15 protein-coding genes are annotated in these 16,191 nt (G+C 69.1%); 4 read left to right on the top strand and 11 right to left on the bottom strand.

Going from position 1 to position 16,191, the window contains the following annotated elements; genetic code table 11:
• Positions 1 to 83 precede the first annotated feature (83 nt).
• Positions 84 to 1,430 (bottom strand): ATP-binding protein, encoded by a 1,347-nt coding sequence (locus HWX55_RS23290; protein ID WP_050014534.1) that lies wholly within the window; start codon positions 1,428 to 1,430, stop codon positions 84 to 86.
• Between the two features lie 3 nt (positions 1,431 to 1,433).
• Positions 1,434 to 2,096, bottom strand: coding sequence for a response regulator (locus HWX55_RS23285; protein ID WP_050014536.1), 663 nt, complete (start codon positions 2,094 to 2,096; stop codon positions 1,434 to 1,436).
• A gap of 187 nt (positions 2,097 to 2,283) precedes the next feature.
• Here HWX55_RS23285 and dacB point away from each other — a divergent pair, with 187 nt between their 5' ends.
• The 3 genes from dacB (at position 2,284) to HWX55_RS23270 (ending at position 6,300) form a co-directional block, all read left to right on the top strand.
• Positions 2,284 to 3,816: a D-alanyl-D-alanine carboxypeptidase/D-alanyl-D-alanine-endopeptidase gene (gene dacB, locus HWX55_RS23280; RefSeq protein WP_050014537.1), complete on the top strand. Its 1,533-nt coding sequence runs from the start codon at positions 2,284 to 2,286 to the stop codon at positions 3,814 to 3,816.
• 333 nt (positions 3,817 to 4,149) lie between these two features.
• A complete protein-coding gene (locus HWX55_RS23275) occupies positions 4,150 to 5,064 on the top strand; it encodes a sterol desaturase family protein (RefSeq protein WP_175977432.1) in 915 nt (304 codons plus the stop codon).
• A gap of 96 nt (positions 5,065 to 5,160) precedes the next feature.
• The gene (locus tag HWX55_RS23270; RefSeq protein WP_175977431.1) at positions 5,161 to 6,300 is read left to right on the top strand and encodes an SGNH/GDSL hydrolase family protein; all 1,140 of its coding nucleotides are present in this window, start codon (positions 5,161 to 5,163) and stop codon (positions 6,298 to 6,300) included.
• A gap of 89 nt (positions 6,301 to 6,389) precedes the next feature.
• Here the strand turns inward: HWX55_RS23270 and HWX55_RS23265 are convergent, their stop codons facing one another.
• From HWX55_RS23265 to pyk, 6 genes are all read right to left on the bottom strand, one after another.
• Positions 6,390 to 7,418: an L-threonylcarbamoyladenylate synthase gene (locus HWX55_RS23265; protein WP_175977430.1), complete on the bottom strand. Its 1,029-nt coding sequence runs from the start codon at positions 7,416 to 7,418 to the stop codon at positions 6,390 to 6,392.
• 11 nt (positions 7,419 to 7,429) lie between these two features.
• Positions 7,430 to 8,626, bottom strand: coding sequence for a 5-(carboxyamino)imidazole ribonucleotide synthase (locus tag HWX55_RS23260; RefSeq protein WP_175977429.1), 1,197 nt, complete (start codon positions 8,624 to 8,626; stop codon positions 7,430 to 7,432).
• 90 nt (positions 8,627 to 8,716) lie between these two features.
• Positions 8,717 to 9,238, bottom strand: a complete 522-nt coding sequence (purE, locus tag HWX55_RS23255; protein WP_006477946.1) for a 5-(carboxyamino)imidazole ribonucleotide mutase — start codon at positions 9,236 to 9,238, stop codon at positions 8,717 to 8,719.
• 16 nt (positions 9,239 to 9,254) lie between these two features.
• Complete coding sequence (locus HWX55_RS23250) at positions 9,255 to 10,145, bottom strand: phosphoribosylaminoimidazolesuccinocarboxamide synthase (RefSeq protein ID WP_027785305.1); 891 nt, start codon at positions 10,143 to 10,145, stop codon at positions 9,255 to 9,257.
• Between the two features lie 233 nt (positions 10,146 to 10,378).
• Entirely contained in the window at positions 10,379 to 11,443 is a 1,065-nt protein-coding gene (gene fba, locus HWX55_RS23245) for a class II fructose-bisphosphate aldolase (RefSeq protein ID WP_006481730.1), read from the bottom strand.
• Positions 11,444 to 11,761: 318 nt separating this feature from the next.
• Complete coding sequence (gene pyk, locus HWX55_RS23240) at positions 11,762 to 13,198, bottom strand: pyruvate kinase (protein WP_050014704.1); 1,437 nt, start codon at positions 13,196 to 13,198, stop codon at positions 11,762 to 11,764.
• On the opposite strand from pyk, the gene HWX55_RS36355 reads away from it, so the two are divergent.
• A complete protein-coding gene (locus HWX55_RS36355) occupies positions 13,197 to 13,325 on the top strand; it encodes a hypothetical protein (RefSeq protein ID WP_021164118.1) in 129 nt (42 codons plus the stop codon). The genes pyk and HWX55_RS36355 overlap by 2 nt on opposite strands.
• A gap of 157 nt (positions 13,326 to 13,482) precedes the next feature.
• Here HWX55_RS36355 and HWX55_RS23235 read toward each other — a convergent pair whose 3' ends face one another.
• The 3 genes from HWX55_RS23235 to HWX55_RS23225 form a co-directional block, all read right to left on the bottom strand.
• Positions 13,483 to 14,679: a phosphoglycerate kinase gene (locus HWX55_RS23235; RefSeq protein WP_050014551.1), complete on the bottom strand. Its 1,197-nt coding sequence runs from the start codon at positions 14,677 to 14,679 to the stop codon at positions 13,483 to 13,485.
• Between the two features lie 280 nt (positions 14,680 to 14,959).
• Positions 14,960 to 15,283, bottom strand: a complete 324-nt coding sequence (locus HWX55_RS23230) for an AzlD domain-containing protein (protein ID WP_126363139.1) — start codon at positions 15,281 to 15,283, stop codon at positions 14,960 to 14,962.
• Positions 15,280 to 16,035 (bottom strand): AzlC family ABC transporter permease, encoded by a 756-nt coding sequence (locus HWX55_RS23225; RefSeq protein WP_050014553.1) that lies wholly within the window; start codon positions 16,033 to 16,035, stop codon positions 15,280 to 15,282. The genes HWX55_RS23230 and HWX55_RS23225 overlap by 4 nt, the downstream gene beginning before the upstream one ends.
• Positions 16,036 to 16,191 lie beyond the last annotated feature (156 nt).

Raw genomic sequence — 16,191 nt, 5'->3', positions numbered from 1 at the left:
TAACGACCCTGACTTAAAGGAGGCTTAATCAGCCTTAAGCGGGGCTTAAGCGACCTCCGGCGCCGGGCCGGCGCCGCGTCCCTTCAGGCGGATTCGGAAGGCTGCGGCGCCTGGGCCGGCATCTCGGCATCGCGGAACACGACGCTGACGAGCAGGCCGCCCGCGGCCGCATCGCCGAGCGACACCGTCGCGCCCTGCTGCGCGGCCACGCGCTTGACGATCGCGAGGCCGAGCCCGCTGCCCGACACGTCGGTGCGCGCGCGCGCCGTGCTGTCGCGATAGAAGCGGTCGAACACGCGCTCGCGCTCGTCGGCCGGAATGCCCGGTCCGCTGTCGGCGATCTGCACGCACGCGCGGCCGGCCGCGTCGCGCGTCAGCGACACGTCGATGCGGCCGCCGTCCGGCGTGTACTTCACCGCGTTGTCGAGCAGGTTGCCGAACATCACGCGCAGCGCGCCGACGTCCGCGACGACGCTCGCCGCGCGCGTTTCCTCGAAGCCGAGATCGATGTCGTGCCGCTGCGCGAGCGGCGCATGCGCGGCCACGCATTCGGCGAGCAGCGCTTGCAGGTCGACCGGTTCGCGCATCGTCGCACCGTCCGGCTCGGCGCGGGCGAGCGCGAGCAGTTGCTCGGTGAGGCGCGTCGCGCGCGACACGCCGTCCTGGAGATCCGCGATCGCCTCGCGGCGCGATGCATCGTCCTTCGCGCGCGCGACGAGCTGCGCCTGGATCTGCACGGCCGCGAGCGGCGTGCGCAATTCGTGCGCGGCGTCGGCGACGAACGCCTTCTGCGTGTCGAGCGCCGACGACAATCGCGCGAGCAGCCCGTTCAGCGCCCGCACGAGCGGCTGCACCTCGAGCGGCAGCCGGCCGTCGGGCAGCGGATCGAGCGCTTCCGGCCGGCGCGCCTCGACCGCGCGCGTCACGCGACCGAGCGGCGCGAGCCCGCGCCCGACGATTCCCCACACGGCCGCGCCGAGGAACGGCAGCAGCACGATCAGCGGCCACAGCGTGCGCAGCGCGACGTTCGCCGCGAGCCGGTTGCGCACCGACAGCGGCTGCGCGAGCTGCACGACGTTGTCGCCGACGATCGCGCCGTACACGCGCCATTCGCCGCGATCGGTGCGCTCGGTCGAGAAGCCGAGCTCCGCGCGCGGCGCGATCGGCGCGCGCGGATGCGAGAAGTACATCAGCACGCCGTTGCGGTTCCAGATCTGGATCACGATGCCTTCGTCGCCGTTGGTGCGCGAGCCGAACACCTGCGAGAACGGCTCCGACGGCAGCGCCGCGGCGATTTCCTGCAGCTGGTAGTCGAACAGTTCGTTCGCCTCGGCGAGCGCCTGCCGGTAGATGAGCCAGCCCGCCATGCCCACGCCCGCGACCACGATCGCGAGCAGCCAGATCAGCAATTGATGACGAATCGACCGCACGCGTCAGCTTTCCTTGACGACCATGTAGCCGAGCCCGCGCACGTTGCGGATCAGGTCCGAGCCGAGCTTCTTGCGCAGCGCGTGGATGTAGACCTCGACCGTGTTGCTGCCGATCTCCTCGCCCCAGCCGTACATCTTCTCCTCGAGCTGACTCTTCGACAGCACCGCGCCCGGCCGCGCGAGCAGCGCCTCGAGCAGCGCGAACTCGCGCGCGGACAGCGCGACGGGCGCGCCGTCGAGCGTCACCTGGTGCGCGGCCGGATCGAGCGTCAGCGCGCCGTGGCGGATCAGCGACTCGCTGCGCCCGGCCTGGCGACGGATCAGCGCGCGCATCCGCGCGCCGAGCTCGTCGAGATCGAACGGCTTGACGAGGTAGTCGTCGGCGCCCGCGTCGAGCCCCTTCACGCGATCGGCGACCGCGTCGCGCGCGGTGACGATCAGCACCGGCAGCGCCAGCCCGCGCCCGCGCAGCGTGCGCAGCACGTCGATGCCGTCGCGCTTCGGCAGCCCGAGATCGAGCAGCAGCAGATCGTACGTCTCGCCGCCGAGCGCGGTGAGCGCGGCGTCGCCGTCCTGCACCCAGTCGACCGCAAAGCCGTCCGAGCGCAGCGCCTTGCGCACGCCCTCGGCAATCATTCGATCATCTTCGACAAGCAGAATCCGCATCGGGCCACGCATCCATGGGGCGAGTCAAACACGGCGACCATTGTAGCGCCGCGAATCGCGTGCGCGGCACCCTGCAATGCAACAGTAAGGCGGATTGCAAGGGGCGTGCCGCGACTTGTCTCTACAATGTGCGCTTCGGCGCCCCCGCGCGCCCTGCCCGAGCCCCCTGCTTTTCCCGTATTCGCCCATGCCGATTTCCGATCTTTCCGCCCGGTTCGCCCCTCGCGCCCGCGTCTGCCTGCGGGCGGCCGCCGTCGTCGCCACCTGCACCGCGCTCGCGTTCGCGCCGCCCGCGCAGGCCCGCAAGAAATCCCACAAGGAAGCGCGCAAGAGCGCCGTCGTGTCGCCGGCCGCGCGCGCGGCCGGCCTGCCGGCATCGGTGCTCGTCGCGCTGCAGCGCGCGAAGGTGCCGGCATCGGCGATGAGCGTCGTGGTCGAGCGCGTCGGCGATCCGCAACCGCTGATCGCGTGGAATGCAAGCCGGCCGATGCTGCCGGCCTCGACGATGAAGCTCGTGACGACCTTCTCGGGCCTGTCGATCCTCGGCCCCGACTACCGCTGGCGCACGACCGCGTACACGGACGGCACGATCGATCCCGACGGCACGCTGCAGGGCAACCTGTACATCAAGGGCACCGGCGATCCGAAGCTCGTGCCCGAAGAGCTGATCGACCTCGTCGACAAGCTGCGCAAGGCCGGCGTCAAGCGCGTGGCCGGCGGCCTCGTGCTCGACAAGAGCTATTTCGCGGCGTCGACGCGCGACCTGCCTTCGTTCGACGACGATGCGAGCGCGCCGTACAACGTCGGCCCCGATCCGCTGCTGTACGCATTCAAGGCCGTGTCGTTCACGGTCACGCCGGGCGACGACGGCAAGGTCGCCGTCGACGTGCTGCCGCCGCTCGCGGACCTGTCGATCGACAACCAGCTCGTCGAAGGCTCGGGCTCGTGCAGCGCGGCCGCCGCGGCCGCGCGCCCGACGCTGACGGCCGGCGGCGGGATCATGACCGCGTCGTTCGCCGGCGACTACCCGCTGCGCTGCGGCGCGCACACGACCAACCTCGCGATCCTCGATCACACGACGTTCTTCGCACGCGGCTTCCTCGCGCTGTGGCAGCAGGACGGCGGCACGATCGCGGGGCCGGTGAGCGAAGGCAAGGTGCCGACCACCGCACGGCCGCTCGCCGTGCATCACAGCCCGGTCCTCGGCAGCATCGTCTACGACATCAACAAGTTCAGCAACAACGTGATGGCGCGCAACCTGTTCCTGACGATCGGCGCGGTCAGCGGCAAGCCGCCCGCGACGCCCGAGCAGTCGAGCCGCGCGATCCAGGCCTTCCTGCAGAAGAACGGCATCGCGATGCCCGACCTCGTGCTCGAGAACGGCTCGGGGCTGTCGCGCGAGGAGCACGTGAGCGCGCTGTCGCTCGCCGCGCTGCTGCAAGCCGCGAACGCGAGCCCCGTCGCGCAGGCGTTCGTCGATTCGCTGCCGATCGCCGGCATCGACGGCACGATGAAGAACCGCCTCACCAACGCGGGCGTGCTCGGCAACGCGCACATCAAGACCGGCACGCTGCGCGACGTGCGCGCGATCGCCGGCTACGTCGCCGGCGCGGACGGCCAGAGCTACGTCGTGGTCAGCTTCATCAACGACGATCGCGCGGAAGGCGCACGCGCCGCGCACGACACGCTGCTCGAGTGGATCTACGCGGGCGCGCACTGACGCGCCGCGCACCGCGCATCGGGCCGTCGTGACAACGCGGCCCGCGCTCCCGCTGCTCCGCGTCGCCCGCGAAATTTCGCACCGCGCGGTTTGAAACGCAGCCGCCACCCTCGTGCGACGCGCTGTGCGCACGCCATGCCCGCAAAACGGGGCCGCACCGCCCGGCCCCGTGCAGTACGGATTCCGTAGAAACCCTGTCCTCAGAGGGAACCCTCTACGCTGCCCCCTCGCCTAGCGCGTGGCGATTGCGTAGGCTGTTGGCCTGACCGATATCTACAACGGGCCACACGCCCGGCCTGATGGCTTGCAGGGGAACGAAGGAGACACTCGCCCATGCGATTCGACGTCGAATTGCTTCTGCTCGCGCTGGCGCCCGTCTTCCTGCTCTGCATCGCGTGGGAGGCCTGGCACCTCGCCCGCACCCGTGCGCACGACCGCATCTATGCGTGGCGCGACACGCTGTGCAACGCGGCGCTCGCGCTGATGCACCAGGGCGCCGACAAGCTCGCATGGCTGTTCGTGATTCCCGTCTATGCGTACTGCTACCGGCACTATCGTCTTTACACGTGGCACGACGGCTGGCTGTCGTTCGCGGTGCTGTTCGTCGCGCAGGACTTCCTCTACTACGTGTTCCATCGCGCGAGTCATCGCGTGCGCTGGCTGTGGGCCGCGCACGTCGTGCACCACTCGTCCGAGCGGATGAATTTCTCGACCGCGTTCCGCCAGAGCCTGATGTACCCGGTCGCGGGCATGTGGCTGTTCTGGCTGCCGCTCGCGTTCGCCGGCTTTCCGCCGCAACAGGTCGTCGGCATCGTGCTGATCAACCTCGCGTTCCAGTTCTTCGTGCACACGCAGGCGATCGGCAAGCTCGGCTGGCTCGAATACGTGCTGAACACGCCGTCGATCCACCGCGCGCACCATGCGCGCAACGCGCGCTACATCGACCGCAATTACGCAGGCGTCCTGGTGATCTGGGATCGTCTGTTCGGCAGCTATGTCGACGAAACGCCCGACGATCCGCCGCAGTACGGGATCGTCGAGCGGCTCGGCTCGAACAACCCGCTCGTCGCGACGTTCCACGAGTGGGTGGCAATGGCGTCCGACGCGTGGCGCGTCGGCGGATGGCGCAACAAGCTGCGCGCGATTTTCGGCCCGCCCGAATGGGCGAGCGCTTATCATGCGCAGATTGCCGAGGCCGCGAACCAGGATCCGCGCACCGTGCCGCCGGCGGCTGCGCGCGACCGATAAACCGTTTCAGCCAACGGCCGCCGCGCAGCCCGGAACCGAGCAGGCACGCGGCAGATGAGAAACACATCAGGGCCATATCTACGAGGAGATAGAACGATGCAGACACAACAACACGCACTTTCCCGCACGCGTGGGCGCATGCTGCGCACCGCGCAGGTCGCGATCGCCGGCGCCGCGCTCGCGTTGCTCGCCGCATGCGGCGGCGGCGACGACAACAACGGCAGCAGCGCGTCGACCACGCCGCCGTCGGGCGTGAAGATGCAGATCGTGTCGTTCGGCGACAGCCTGTCCGACGTCGGCACCTACTCGCAAATCAAGCTCGGCTTCGGCGGCGGCCGCTTCACGACCAACCCGGGCCAGGTGTGGACGCAGAACGTCGCGCAGTACTACGGCGACACGCTGCAGCCCGCCAACCAGGGCGGCTTCGGCATTCCGCTGCAGGCCACCGGCGGCCTCGGCTACGCGCAGGGCGGCTCGCGCGTGACGCTGCAGCCGGGCATCGGCCATGCGGACGCGAGCGTGCCGAACCCCGACTACGCGCAGGCGACCACCACGCCGATCGCCGATCAGGTCAAGCAGTACCTGACGCAGCACGGCAGCTTCAACGCCGGCCAGATCGTGCTGATCAACGGCGGCGCGAACGACATCTTCTACCAGGCCCAGGTCGCGCAGGCGCAAGGCAATACACCGGCCGCGCAGCTCGCGGCGGCGCAGGCGATCGGCCTGGCCGCGCAACAGCTCGGCGGAATCGTCCAGCAGATCGTCGCGGCAGGCGCCACGCACGTGTTCGTCGCGAACGTGCCGGACATCGGCGGCACGCCGCTCGCGCTGCAGGGCGGCACGCAGGCCGCGTTCACGCAACTGTCGGGCCTCTTCAACCAGACGCTCGTCGGCACGCTGGCCGCGCTGAAGGTCGACACGACGAAGGTCGCGGTGGTCGATTCGTTCACGTGGCAGGACGGCATCGCGGCCAACTACCAGGCGAACGGCTTCAGCGTGAAGAACACCGATACGGCCTGCAACCTGAAGGCGATGGTCCAGGCCGCGACGCAGTACGGCGTCGCGAACGCGACCGCGTTCGGCTCGTCGCTGTTCTGCTCGCCGCAGACCTACACGGTCGCGAACGCGGACCAGACCTACATGTTCGCCGACACGGTCCACCCGACGACGCGCCTGCATGCGCTGTTCGCGCAGTACGTCGAACAGCAGATCGCGAAATCCGGCGTCGGCAAGTAAGCTGCCGGCCACGCGCCCAAGCGAAAACGCCTGACCGGTTCGCGCCGGTCAGGCGTTTTTTCATTCGCGAGCGGAAGGCGAAGGCTGCGTCAGTCGCGCGCTTCGAACGCGGCCGCCGCGCGGCCGAGACGATCGTTGACCGCGATCCATTCGACGGTTTCGGGCAGCTTCTCGACGAGGATGCGCGCGACCTGCGCGCGGTCGAGCGCCCGCAGCATCCCGTACAGGTCGCGCGCATAGGCCTGCGGATCTTCCGGCGCCGCGATGAAATGCACGCCGTCGGCCTGCGCCCAGTGCGCTGCCCGCGATGCGCGCGCGACGAGCGCGACGCGCTCGCCGTCGGTTTGCGCGGCCGCGAGCAGCGGCTCGAGCGCGTCGAACGGCAGCAGCGCGAGCGGCGTGCGCGGCGCGTAATGCGCTTTCAGCGTGCCCGATGCGCGCGGCGCCGTCGCATCGCTGCCGTCCGGCAGCCTCGGTGCGCGGCCGAGCACGTCGGCGATCTGTTGCGGCGTCACGTGACCCGGGCGCAGCAGCGCGGGGAAGCCGCGCGACAGATCGAGGATCGTCGACTCGATGCCGACTTCGGACGCGCCGCCGTCGAGCACGTGCACGGTATCGCCGAACTCGTCGCGCACGTGCTGCGCGGTCGTCGGACTCACGTGGCCGAACCGGTTCGCGGACGGCGCGGCCACGCCGCCGTGGCCGCCGCGCCGCGCGCTGAACGCGGCCAGCAGCGCCTGCGCGACCGGATGCGACGGACAGCGCAGCCCGACCGAATCCTGCCCGCCGCTGACGGCATCGGGAATGCGCGCATGGCGCTTCAGGATCAGCGTGAGCGGGCCCGGCCAGAAGGCATCGATCAGCGCGTGCGCGTCGGCCGGCAGGTCGTCGGCCCAATAGCCCGGATCGCCGCCGGGCGGCAGATGCACGATCACCGGATGGTTCGCGGGCCGCCCCTTCGCCGCGTAGATGCGTGCGACGGCCTCGGGGTTCGCCGCATCGCCGCCGAGCCCGTAGACGGTCTCGGTCGGAAACGCGACGAGCTGGCCCGCGTCGAGCAGCACGGCGGCCGCGTCGATCTGCGCGGGCGTCACGTGCTTCGGGAGATCGATGGACATCGGCCCGCGCCTCAGTCGAGCGGCACGCGCAGCAGTTGCGCGCACGCGGTGGCGGCGGCGACGGCTTCGTCGCGCGTCTCGGCCGTGAAGTTCACGTGGCCCATCTTGCGGCCGACGCGCGCTTCTTCCTTGCCGTACAGGTGCAGGTGCGCGGCCGGCATCGCGGCGACCGTGTCCCACGGCGGCGTGACGGCGTCAGCCGCAGCACCATCGGGAAACCACACGTCGCCGAGGATGTTCAGCATCGCGGCCGGCGAATGCTGGCGCGGATTGCCGAGCGGCATGCGCGTCATCGCGCGCACCTGCTGCTCGAACTGGCTCGTTGCGCACGCATCGACCGTGTAGTGGCCGGAGTTGTGCGGGCGCGGCGCCATTTCGTTCGCGACGAACGAGCCGTCCTCCAGCACGAAGAATTCGACGCACAGCACGCCGACGTAGCCGAGCGTATCGGCGATCCGCACGGCCGCCTGCTGCGCCTCTTCGACGCGCGCGGCGTCGGCCGCCGGCGCCGGCACGACCGTCAGCGCGAGGATGCCGTTGTGATGCACGTTCTGCGCGAGCGGGAACGCGGCCGAGCGGCCGTCGGCGCCGCGCGCGATCAGCGCCGACACTTCGTATTTCAGCGGCAGGCGCTTCTCCAGCACGCACGGCACGCCGCCGAGCGCGGCATGCGCGTCGCGCGCTTCCTGCGCGGTGGCGACACGCACCTGGCCCTTGCCGTCGTAGCCGAGGCGGGCCGTCTTCAGGATGCCCGGCAGCACCGCGGTGAGCGCCGCATCGTCGAGCGCGGCGAGCGCCGCCGCCGATTCGATCACGACGTGCGGCGCGACCGGCACGCCCGACGCCTCGATGAACCGCTTCTCCGCGATCCGGTCCTGCGCGACCGCGACGCAGCGGCCGGCCGGTGCGACGAACGTCGTGCGGGCGAGGAAATCGAGGCTCGCGGCCGGCACGTTCTCGAACTCCGTCGATACGGCGTCGCACAGGTCCGCCAGTTCGGCGAGCGCGGCTTCGTCGTCGTACGCCGCGCGCAGGTGGCGATCGGCGACCGCGCCGGCGGGGCTCGTCGGATCGGGATCGAGCACGGCGACGCGATAGCCCATCGACTGGGCGGCAAAGCAGAACATGCGGCCGAGCTGGCCGCCGCCGACCATGCCCAGCCACGCGCCGGGCAGGATCGGGGAAACGGAATCAGGAGTTGCGGTCATGTCAGTGGTCGGTCGCGGCGGAACGCGGAAAGGCCCGCCGCAGTAGGAAAATCCGGCGCCGGCCGCGTCCTGCGGCCGCGCGCCATGCCGTCATTCCAGCGGCGGCAGCACCATCGCGTGCGCGGCTTCGTTCTGGCGCACGCGGAACGCGGCGAGCCGGTTCGCGTAGTCGACCGAGTTGCCGGACAGGATTGACACCGCGAACAGCGCGGCATTCGCGGCGCCGGCCTCGCCGATCGCGAACGTCGCGACCGGCACGCCCTTCGGCATCTGCACGATCGAGTGCAGCGAATCGACGCCCTTCAGGTACTTGCTCGCGACCGGCACGCCGAGCACGGGCACCGTGGTTTTCGCGGCGAGCATGCCGGGCAGGTGTGCGGCGCCGCCGGCGCCCGCGATGATCGCGCGCAGCCCGCGCTCGCGCGCCTTCTCCGCATAGTCGAACATCTCGTCGGGCATCCGGTGCGCGGACACGACCTTCGCTTCGTACGGCACGCCGAATTCCTGCAGGATGGCGACCGCATGCTTCATCACGTCCCAGTCGGAACTCGAACCCATCAGCACGCCGATCAGCGGCGCGCTGTGCGTGTGGGCGGTCTGGATTTCACTCATTTTCGTGCATTCCTTCTCAGGCAAGCGACTGGCCCGTGATGCGCTCGAGCGCTTCCTGGTACTTCGCGGCCGTCTTCTCGACCACGTCGGCCGGCAGCGCCGGCGCCGGTGCCGTCTTGCCCCACGGCTGCGCCTCGAGCCAGTCGCGCACGAACTGCTTGTCGAACGACGGCGGGTTCGTGCCGACTTCGTACTGGTCGGCCGGCCAGAAGCGTGACGAATCGGCGGTCAGCACTTCGTCCATCAGGTACAGCTTGCCGTGATTGTCGAGGCCGAATTCGAACTTCGTGTCGGCGATGATGATGCCGCGCGTCGCCGCGTAGTCGGCCGCTTCCTTGTACAGGCGGATCGAGATGTCGCGGATCGTCGCGGCCAGCTCGGTGCCGATGCGGCGCTCGGTTTCCTCGAACGTGATGTTCTCGTCGTGCTCGCCCATCTCGGCCTTCGCGGCCGGCGTGAAGATCGGCTCGGGCAGCTTCTGCGCGTTCTGCAGGCCTTCCGGCAGCTGCACGCCGCACACGGCGCCCGACGCCTGGTATTCCTTCCAGCCGCTGCCGGCCAGGTAGCCGCGCACGACCGCTTCGATCATGATCGGCTCGAGGCGCTTGACGACCACGCCGCGGCCCTTCACCTGCTCGACCTCGTCGGCCGCGACGACCGCTTCCGGCGCGTCGCCCGTCAGGTGGTTCGGCACGATGTGCGCGAGCTTGTCGAACCAGAAGTTCGCCATTTGGTTCAGCACGCGGCCCTTGTTCGGAATCGGCTCGCCCATCACCACGTCGAAGGCCGACAGGCGATCGGTCGTGACGATCAGGAGCTTGTCGTTGCCGACCGCGTAGTTATCGCGAACCTTGCCGCGACCGAGAAGCGGCAGCGAGCGGAGCGTGGATTCGTAAAGGGTAGACATCGTCTTTTCGCAGATAAGGAGCCAAACAAAAAGGGAAACGCCGTTCCCCGCGGCAGGCGGGAACGGCGGTCTTGCAATACGTCGGCGAACCGGCGGGCGCAGCGCCCGGGCGGCTGCCGGCCGGCCCTTGTTCGGCCGGACGGAACGGCTGCCGGGGCCGGATCAAATCCGGCCGAACGGGCAGCCAGCCCATGCCCGGCGGCAGAACCGGGCGGGGCAATCGTACTACAGTCTCAGCGCACGACCTGTGCGAGCGCGCCCGACTTGTACTGCTCGGCGATCTTGTCGAGCGACACCGGCTTGATCTTGCCGGCCTGGCCTTCGCAGCCGAACGCGAGGTAACGGTCGACGCACACCTTCTTCGCGGCTTCGCGCGCGGGCTTCAGGTAGTCGCGCGGATCGAACTTGCCCGGGTTCTCGAACAGGTAGCGGCGGATCGCGCCGGTGATCGCGAGACGCAGGTCGGTGTCGATGTTGATCTTGCGCACGCCATGCTTGATGCCTTCCTGGATTTCCTCGACCGGCACGCCGTAGGTTTCCTTCATGTCGCCGCCGAATTCGCGGATCTCGGCCAGCAGTTCCTGCGGCACCGACGACGAACCGTGCATCACCAGGTGCGTGTTCGGAATGCGTGCGTGGATTTCCTTGATGCGCTGGATCGACAGGATGTCGCCCGTCGGCTTCTTCGAGAACTTGTACGCGCCGTGCGACGTGCCGATCGCGATCGCGAGCGCGTCGCACTGCGTGAGCTTCACGAAGTCGGCGGCCTGCTCCGGATCGGTCAGCAGCTGCTCGCGGGTCATCGTGCCTTCCGCGCCGTGGCCGTCTTCCTTGTCGCCCTTCATCGTCTCGAGCGAGCCGAGCACGCCCAGTTCGGCTTCGACCGTCACGCCGATCGAGTGCGCCATCTCGACGACCTTGCGCGACACGTCGACGTTGTACTCGTACGACGCGACCGTCTTGCCGTCGGCTTCGAGCGAACCGTCCATCATCACGCTCGTGAAGCCGCTGCGGATCGCGGCCGTGCAGACCGCCGGCGACTGGCCGTGATCCTGGTGCATCACGACCGGGATGTGCGGATAGGATTCGACCGCTGCTTCGATCAGGTGGCGCAGGAACGGCTCGCCCGCATACTTACGCGCGCCGGCCGATGCCTGCATGATCACGGGCGCGCCGACCTGATCCGCCGCCGCCATGATCGCCTGGACCTGCTCCAGGTTGTTCACGTTGAAGGCCGGCAGGCCGTAACCGTGCTCTGCCGCGTGGTCCAGCAATTGACGCATTGATACGAGAGGCATTGTGGAACTCCTTGGAATGAAAACCGGTGCGCCCTGACGCCGGCGCGGCGCTCGCTCCGCTGTGAACCGGGACGGCGCGGCGCGGCTGAGCGTCGAATAGCCGCATTTTATCGCGAAGCGCCTCCGATTCCGACCGCCCGGTGGCGCCCGCTCGCAATTTGTTACGTTCGCACGGCACAATCGGGCCAAAAAGGAGAAAAAAAGCCGCGCGGGGCTTCGGACCCCGCGCGGCTTGTGCGCAAAAAAACGGTGCCGGATCGATTGCAGCCGATCCGGGCCGCCGGTCTGCCGGCCGGCGCGATGCGGTTCAGCCGGCGCTCAATAGTGCTCGCCGACCCGCACGATCTTCAGCGTGTTGGTGCCGCCCGCCTGCCCCATCGGCTCGCCGACGGTCAGCACGACCATGTCGCCGTGCTGCACGTAGCCTTGCTTGACGACGATTTCGAGCGCGGCCTGCAGCGCCGAATCGCGGTCGCTGTTGAAGTCGACGTGCAGCGGCGTCACGTTGCGGTACAGCGCCATCGTGCGCTCGCTGCCGACGCGCGGCGTCAGTGCGAAGATCGGCACGTGCGTGTAGTGCCGCGACATCCACAGCGCGGTCGCGCCCGATTCGGTCAGCGCGATGATCGCCTTCGCGCCCAGGTGGTACGCGGTGAACAGCGCGCCCATCGCGATCGACTGGTCGATCCGCGTGAACGTGCGGTCGAGGAAGTCCTTGTCCAGCTCGACTTCTTCGGATTTTTCCGCCTCGACGCACACGGCCGCCATCGTCTCGATCGTGACGACCGGATACTTGCCGGCAGCCGTCTCGGCCGACAGCATCACCGCGTCGGTGCCGTCGAGCACCGCGTTCGCGACGTCCGACACTTCCGCGCGGGTCGGCACGGGCGCGTAGATCATCGATTCCATCATCTGCGTCGCGGTGATCACGAGCTTGTTCGACTCGCGCGCCATCCGGATCATCCGCTTCTGCAGCGCCGGCACGGCCGCGTTGCCCACTTCGACCGCGAGGTCGCCGCGCGCGACCATGATGCCGTCGGACGCGTCGAGGATGCTCTGCAGCGCCGGAATCGCCTCCGCGCGTTCGATCTTCGCGATCATCTTCGGCTTGATGCCGTACGGCGCGCCCGCGATGTTCGCGAGCTGGCGCGCCATTTCCATGTCGGTCGCGTTCTTCGGGAACGACACCGCGACGAGGTCCGCGCCGAGCGACATCGCGGTGCGGATGTCTTCCATGTCCTTCGCGGTCAGCGCCGGCGCCGATAGGCCGCCGCCCTGGCGGTTGATCCCCTTGTTGTTCGACAGCTCGCCGCCCACCTTGACGATCGTGTGGATCTCGTCGCCGAGCACGCGCTCGACGGTCAGCACGATCAGGCCGTCGTTCAGCAGCAGCAGGTCGCCCGGCTTCAGATCGCGCGGCAGCTCCTTGTAGTCGAGGCCGACACGCTCGTCGTTGCCGAGTTCGCAGCCCGCATCGAGGATGAACGGCTGCCCCGGCACAAGCGTCGTCTTGCCGTTCTCGAACTTGCCGACGCGGATCTTCGGGCCCTGGAGGTCGGCCATGATCGCGATCTCGCGGCCAACCTTGCGGGCGGCCTCGCGGACCATTTCGGCGCGCTGGCGGTGATCGTCGGCCGTGCCGTGCGAAAAATTGAGCCGCACGACGTCGAGGCCCGCCTGCATCATCTGCAGCAGAATCTCCGGCGAACTGGATGCCGGGCCGATCGTGGCGACTATCTTGGTGGCGCGCTGCATGAAACTCCTCATCTGGATCAAGGTGGATGCGCTGGGTGAAACGCTGCGAGAGCCGGAAGCGGCAGGCCCAGCGGCCGCCGTTCCGGGGGGCGTGCCGGTGCTGGCGCCCGGCATCGCTTTGTTCTGAATCTCGTGGTGCTGCACGGCCGCGTCGCCGGCGGCCGCCGGTGCGCGCGGGGCGGTGTTCGCCCGCGCGGGCGCGCGTGTGCGCTTGCCCGCGCCGGCCGGCTGCTCCGCTTTCGCGGAGCGCGCGGCCTTCGTCACCCCTGCGCGCGCCGCCACGCTCAGGCCGCCCGCGTTTCGAGCACTTCCACCGCCGGCAGCTTCTTCCCTTCGAGGAACTCGAGGAAGGCGCCGCCGCCCGTCGAGATGTAGCTGACCTGGTCGTGGATGCCGTACTTCGCGATGGCCGCGAGCGTGTCGCCGCCGCCCGCGATCGAGAACGCGGACGATTTGGCGATCGCTTCGGCGAGCGTCTTGGTGCCGTTGCCGAACTGGTCGAACTCGAACACGCCGACCGGGCCGTTCCACACGATCGTGCCGGCCTTCTCGAGCTGGCTCGCGAGCGCCTTGGCGGTATCGGGGCCGATGTCGAGGATCATGTCGTCCGCTTCGATGTCGGCGACCTGCTTCACCGTGGCCGCGGCCGTCGGCGAGAATTCCTTCGCGGTGACGACGTCGGTCGGGATCGGCACCGACGCGCCGCGCTCGCGCGCTTCGTCGATGATCGCCTTCGCCTCGGCGACGAGATCGGCTTCCGCGAGCGACTTGCCGATCGACAGGCCGGCCGCGAGCATGAACGTGTTCGCGATGCCGCCGCCGACGATCAGCTGGTCGACCTTGCCGGCCAGCGACTTCAGGATGGTCAGCTTGGTCGACACCTTCGAACCGGCGACGATCGCGACCAGCGGGCGCGCCGGGTTGCCGAGCGCCTTGCCGAGCGCGTCGAGTTCCGCAGCAAGCAGCGGGCCCGCGCATGCCACGGGCGCGTACTTCGCGATCCCGTGGGTGGTCGCCTCCGCACGGTGCGCGGTGCCGAACGCGTCGTTCACGTACACGTCGCAGAGCTTCGCCATCTTCTGCGCGAGCTCGTCCGAATTTTTCTTCTCGCCCTTGTTCACGCGGCAGTTCTCGAGCAGCACGACCTGGCCCGGCGCGACGTTCACGCCGTTCTCGACCCAGTTCGCGACGAGCGGTACGTCGCGGCCGAGCAGGTCGGCGAGACGCTTCGCGACCGGCGCGAGCGAGTCTTCCGGCTTGAATTCGCCTTCGGTCGGACGGCCGAGGTGCGACGTGACCATCACCGCCGCGCCGGCGTCGAGCGCGGCCTGGATGGCCGGCACGGACGCACGCACGCGCGTGTCCTCGGTGATGTTGCCCTGGTCGTCCTGCGGGACGTTCAGGTCGGCGCGGATGAACACCCGCTTGCCGGCGAGCTGGCCGGCGGCGATCAGGTCGGTAAGACGCTTGACTTGGCTCATGTTGAACAGATTGAAGTGGTGGATGGGGAAAGGGGGTTCACGCTGGACGTGCGCGGGCTGCCGCGAAAGGGCGCCGGATGCGGCCGTGGCTGGCGGTTCGCAAGACGCGCACGGGTAAAAAATCTCGAACGGGCATTCTAGCCGATCCATCCGGCAGACTGACCCGTGCGACGGCGAATTCCGCCTATTTGGGATCGCGCGCCGGAACGGACGAATTGCTGCATCGCAGCAAGACAGGCGCGCAGCCGGCCGGCAGTGATCGGGCCGGAACGGCGGTGCATCAGAAGATCAGCCGCAGTGCGGTGAACACGAGCATCCCGACGACGATCGTGCCGAGCATGCTGCGCCGCCACAAAAACCAGCCGAGGCCGGCGAGCGCCGCGTAGAACGGATGATTGGACAGCCCGAACGACAGTCCGGCCGGCGTTTCGAGCACGTCGGGCAGCACGACGGCGACCAGCGCGGCGGCCGGCGCGTAGCGCAGCGCGCGCTGCGCGCGTTCGGGCAGCACGGTGCGCTCGCCGCCGATCAGGAACAGCGCGCGCGTGACGGCCGTGACGATCGTCATCCCGACGATGACGATCCAGATCTCGGTCGCGCTCATTCGATGTCCTTTTCGTGCACGGTTTCGGTCCGGATGCGCCGCCAGTCGGCGCGCTCGACGAAGAAATCGGCCGCGCAGCCGGCCGCGAGCGCGGCCAGCACCGCGATCGGCAGCGCGAGCCGGTACGGCAGGTCGAACGCGATCAGCGACACGATGCCCGCGACCGCGACAGCCGCGAGCGTCGAGCGGTTCGCGACCGCCGACACCATGATCGGGATCAGCGCGAGCGTGCCGGCCAGCTCCAGCCCCCAGCTCGCGGGAAAGACGCTCGCGAGCAGGATGCCGGCGAGCGACGACACCTGCCACGACGCCCAGCTCGCGAGCGCCATCCCCCAGAAATACGCTTCCTTGCCCGGCACGCGGCCGTATGCGAAGCCCTGTTTCTGGAACAGCAGATAGATCACGTCGCCGTTGAAATAGCCGATCGCGAGGCGCCGCCACAGCGGCAGGTAGGAAAAATGGGGCGCCAGCCCGGCGCTGAAGATCACGAAGCGCAGGTTGACCATCGCGGCCGTGAGCAACACGGTCCAGATCGGCAGCTTCGCCGCGAGCAGCGGCAGCACCGCGAGCTGCGACGAGCCCGCGTAGACGAACAGCGACATCGCGCTCGCCTGCCCGAGCGTCATCACGGACTTGCTCATCGCGATGCCGGTGACGAGCCCCCAGGACAGGATCGCCATCAGTGTCGGGGAATAGTCGCGCGCGCCCTGGATCAGCGCGAAGCGGTCGGTGGCGGACAATCGAGCGAGCATCGGAAAGCGGGCCGCAGCGGGCGGTTCGTCGGGACGCCGGCGCCTCCTGCCGGTGCGACCCATCGTTATTGGAATCGGTACCGGACGATTATAGCGCCGGCCCCGTGCCGCCCGACCGGATCGTCCCCAAATGACGCTAAAATAAGCGTCTTTCCG

Origin of the sequence: Burkholderia sp. BCC1047 (genome assembly GCF_902833155.1) — a bacterium.
Classification (GTDB): domain Bacteria; phylum Pseudomonadota; class Gammaproteobacteria; order Burkholderiales; family Burkholderiaceae; genus Burkholderia; species Burkholderia sola.
The sequence above is the reverse complement of the archived record's forward strand: the minus strand, read 5'-3'. Positions and strand labels throughout refer to the sequence as shown.

Excerpts from the sequence above, each read along its gene's own strand:
- HWX55_RS23285 (WP_050014536.1), bottom strand. The coding sequence starts at position 2,096 with ATGCGGATTCTGCTTGTCGAAGATGATCGAATGATTGCCGAGGGCGTG.
- dacB (WP_050014537.1), top strand. The coding sequence starts at position 2,284 with ATGCCGATTTCCGATCTTTCCGCCCGGTTCGCCCCTCGCGCCCGCGTC.
- HWX55_RS23275 (WP_175977432.1), top strand. The coding sequence starts at position 4,150 with ATGCGATTCGACGTCGAATTGCTTCTGCTCGCGCTGGCGCCCGTCTTC.
- HWX55_RS23270 (WP_175977431.1), top strand. The coding sequence starts at position 5,161 with ATGCAGACACAACAACACGCACTTTCCCGCACGCGTGGGCGCATGCTG.
- HWX55_RS23265 (WP_175977430.1), bottom strand. The coding sequence starts at position 7,418 with ATGTCCATCGATCTCCCGAAGCACGTGACGCCCGCGCAGATCGACGCG.
- HWX55_RS23260 (WP_175977429.1), bottom strand. The coding sequence starts at position 8,626 with ATGACCGCAACTCCTGATTCCGTTTCCCCGATCCTGCCCGGCGCGTGG.
- purE (WP_006477946.1), bottom strand. The coding sequence starts at position 9,238 with ATGAGTGAAATCCAGACCGCCCACACGCACAGCGCGCCGCTGATCGGC.
- HWX55_RS23250 (WP_027785305.1), bottom strand. The coding sequence starts at position 10,145 with ATGTCTACCCTTTACGAATCCACGCTCCGCTCGCTGCCGCTTCTCGGT.
- fba (WP_006481730.1), bottom strand. The coding sequence starts at position 11,443 with ATGCCTCTCGTATCAATGCGTCAATTGCTGGACCACGCGGCAGAGCAC.
- HWX55_RS36355 (WP_021164118.1), top strand. The coding sequence starts at position 13,197 with ATGAAACTCCTCATCTGGATCAAGGTGGATGCGCTGGGTGAAACGCTG.
- pyk (WP_050014704.1), bottom strand. The coding sequence starts at position 13,198 with ATGCAGCGCGCCACCAAGATAGTCGCCACGATCGGCCCGGCATCCAGT.
- HWX55_RS23235 (WP_050014551.1), bottom strand. The coding sequence starts at position 14,679 with ATGAGCCAAGTCAAGCGTCTTACCGACCTGATCGCCGCCGGCCAGCTC.
- HWX55_RS23230 (WP_126363139.1), bottom strand. The coding sequence starts at position 15,283 with ATGAGCGCGACCGAGATCTGGATCGTCATCGTCGGGATGACGATCGTC.
- HWX55_RS23225 (WP_050014553.1), bottom strand. The coding sequence starts at position 16,035 with ATGCTCGCTCGATTGTCCGCCACCGACCGCTTCGCGCTGATCCAGGGC.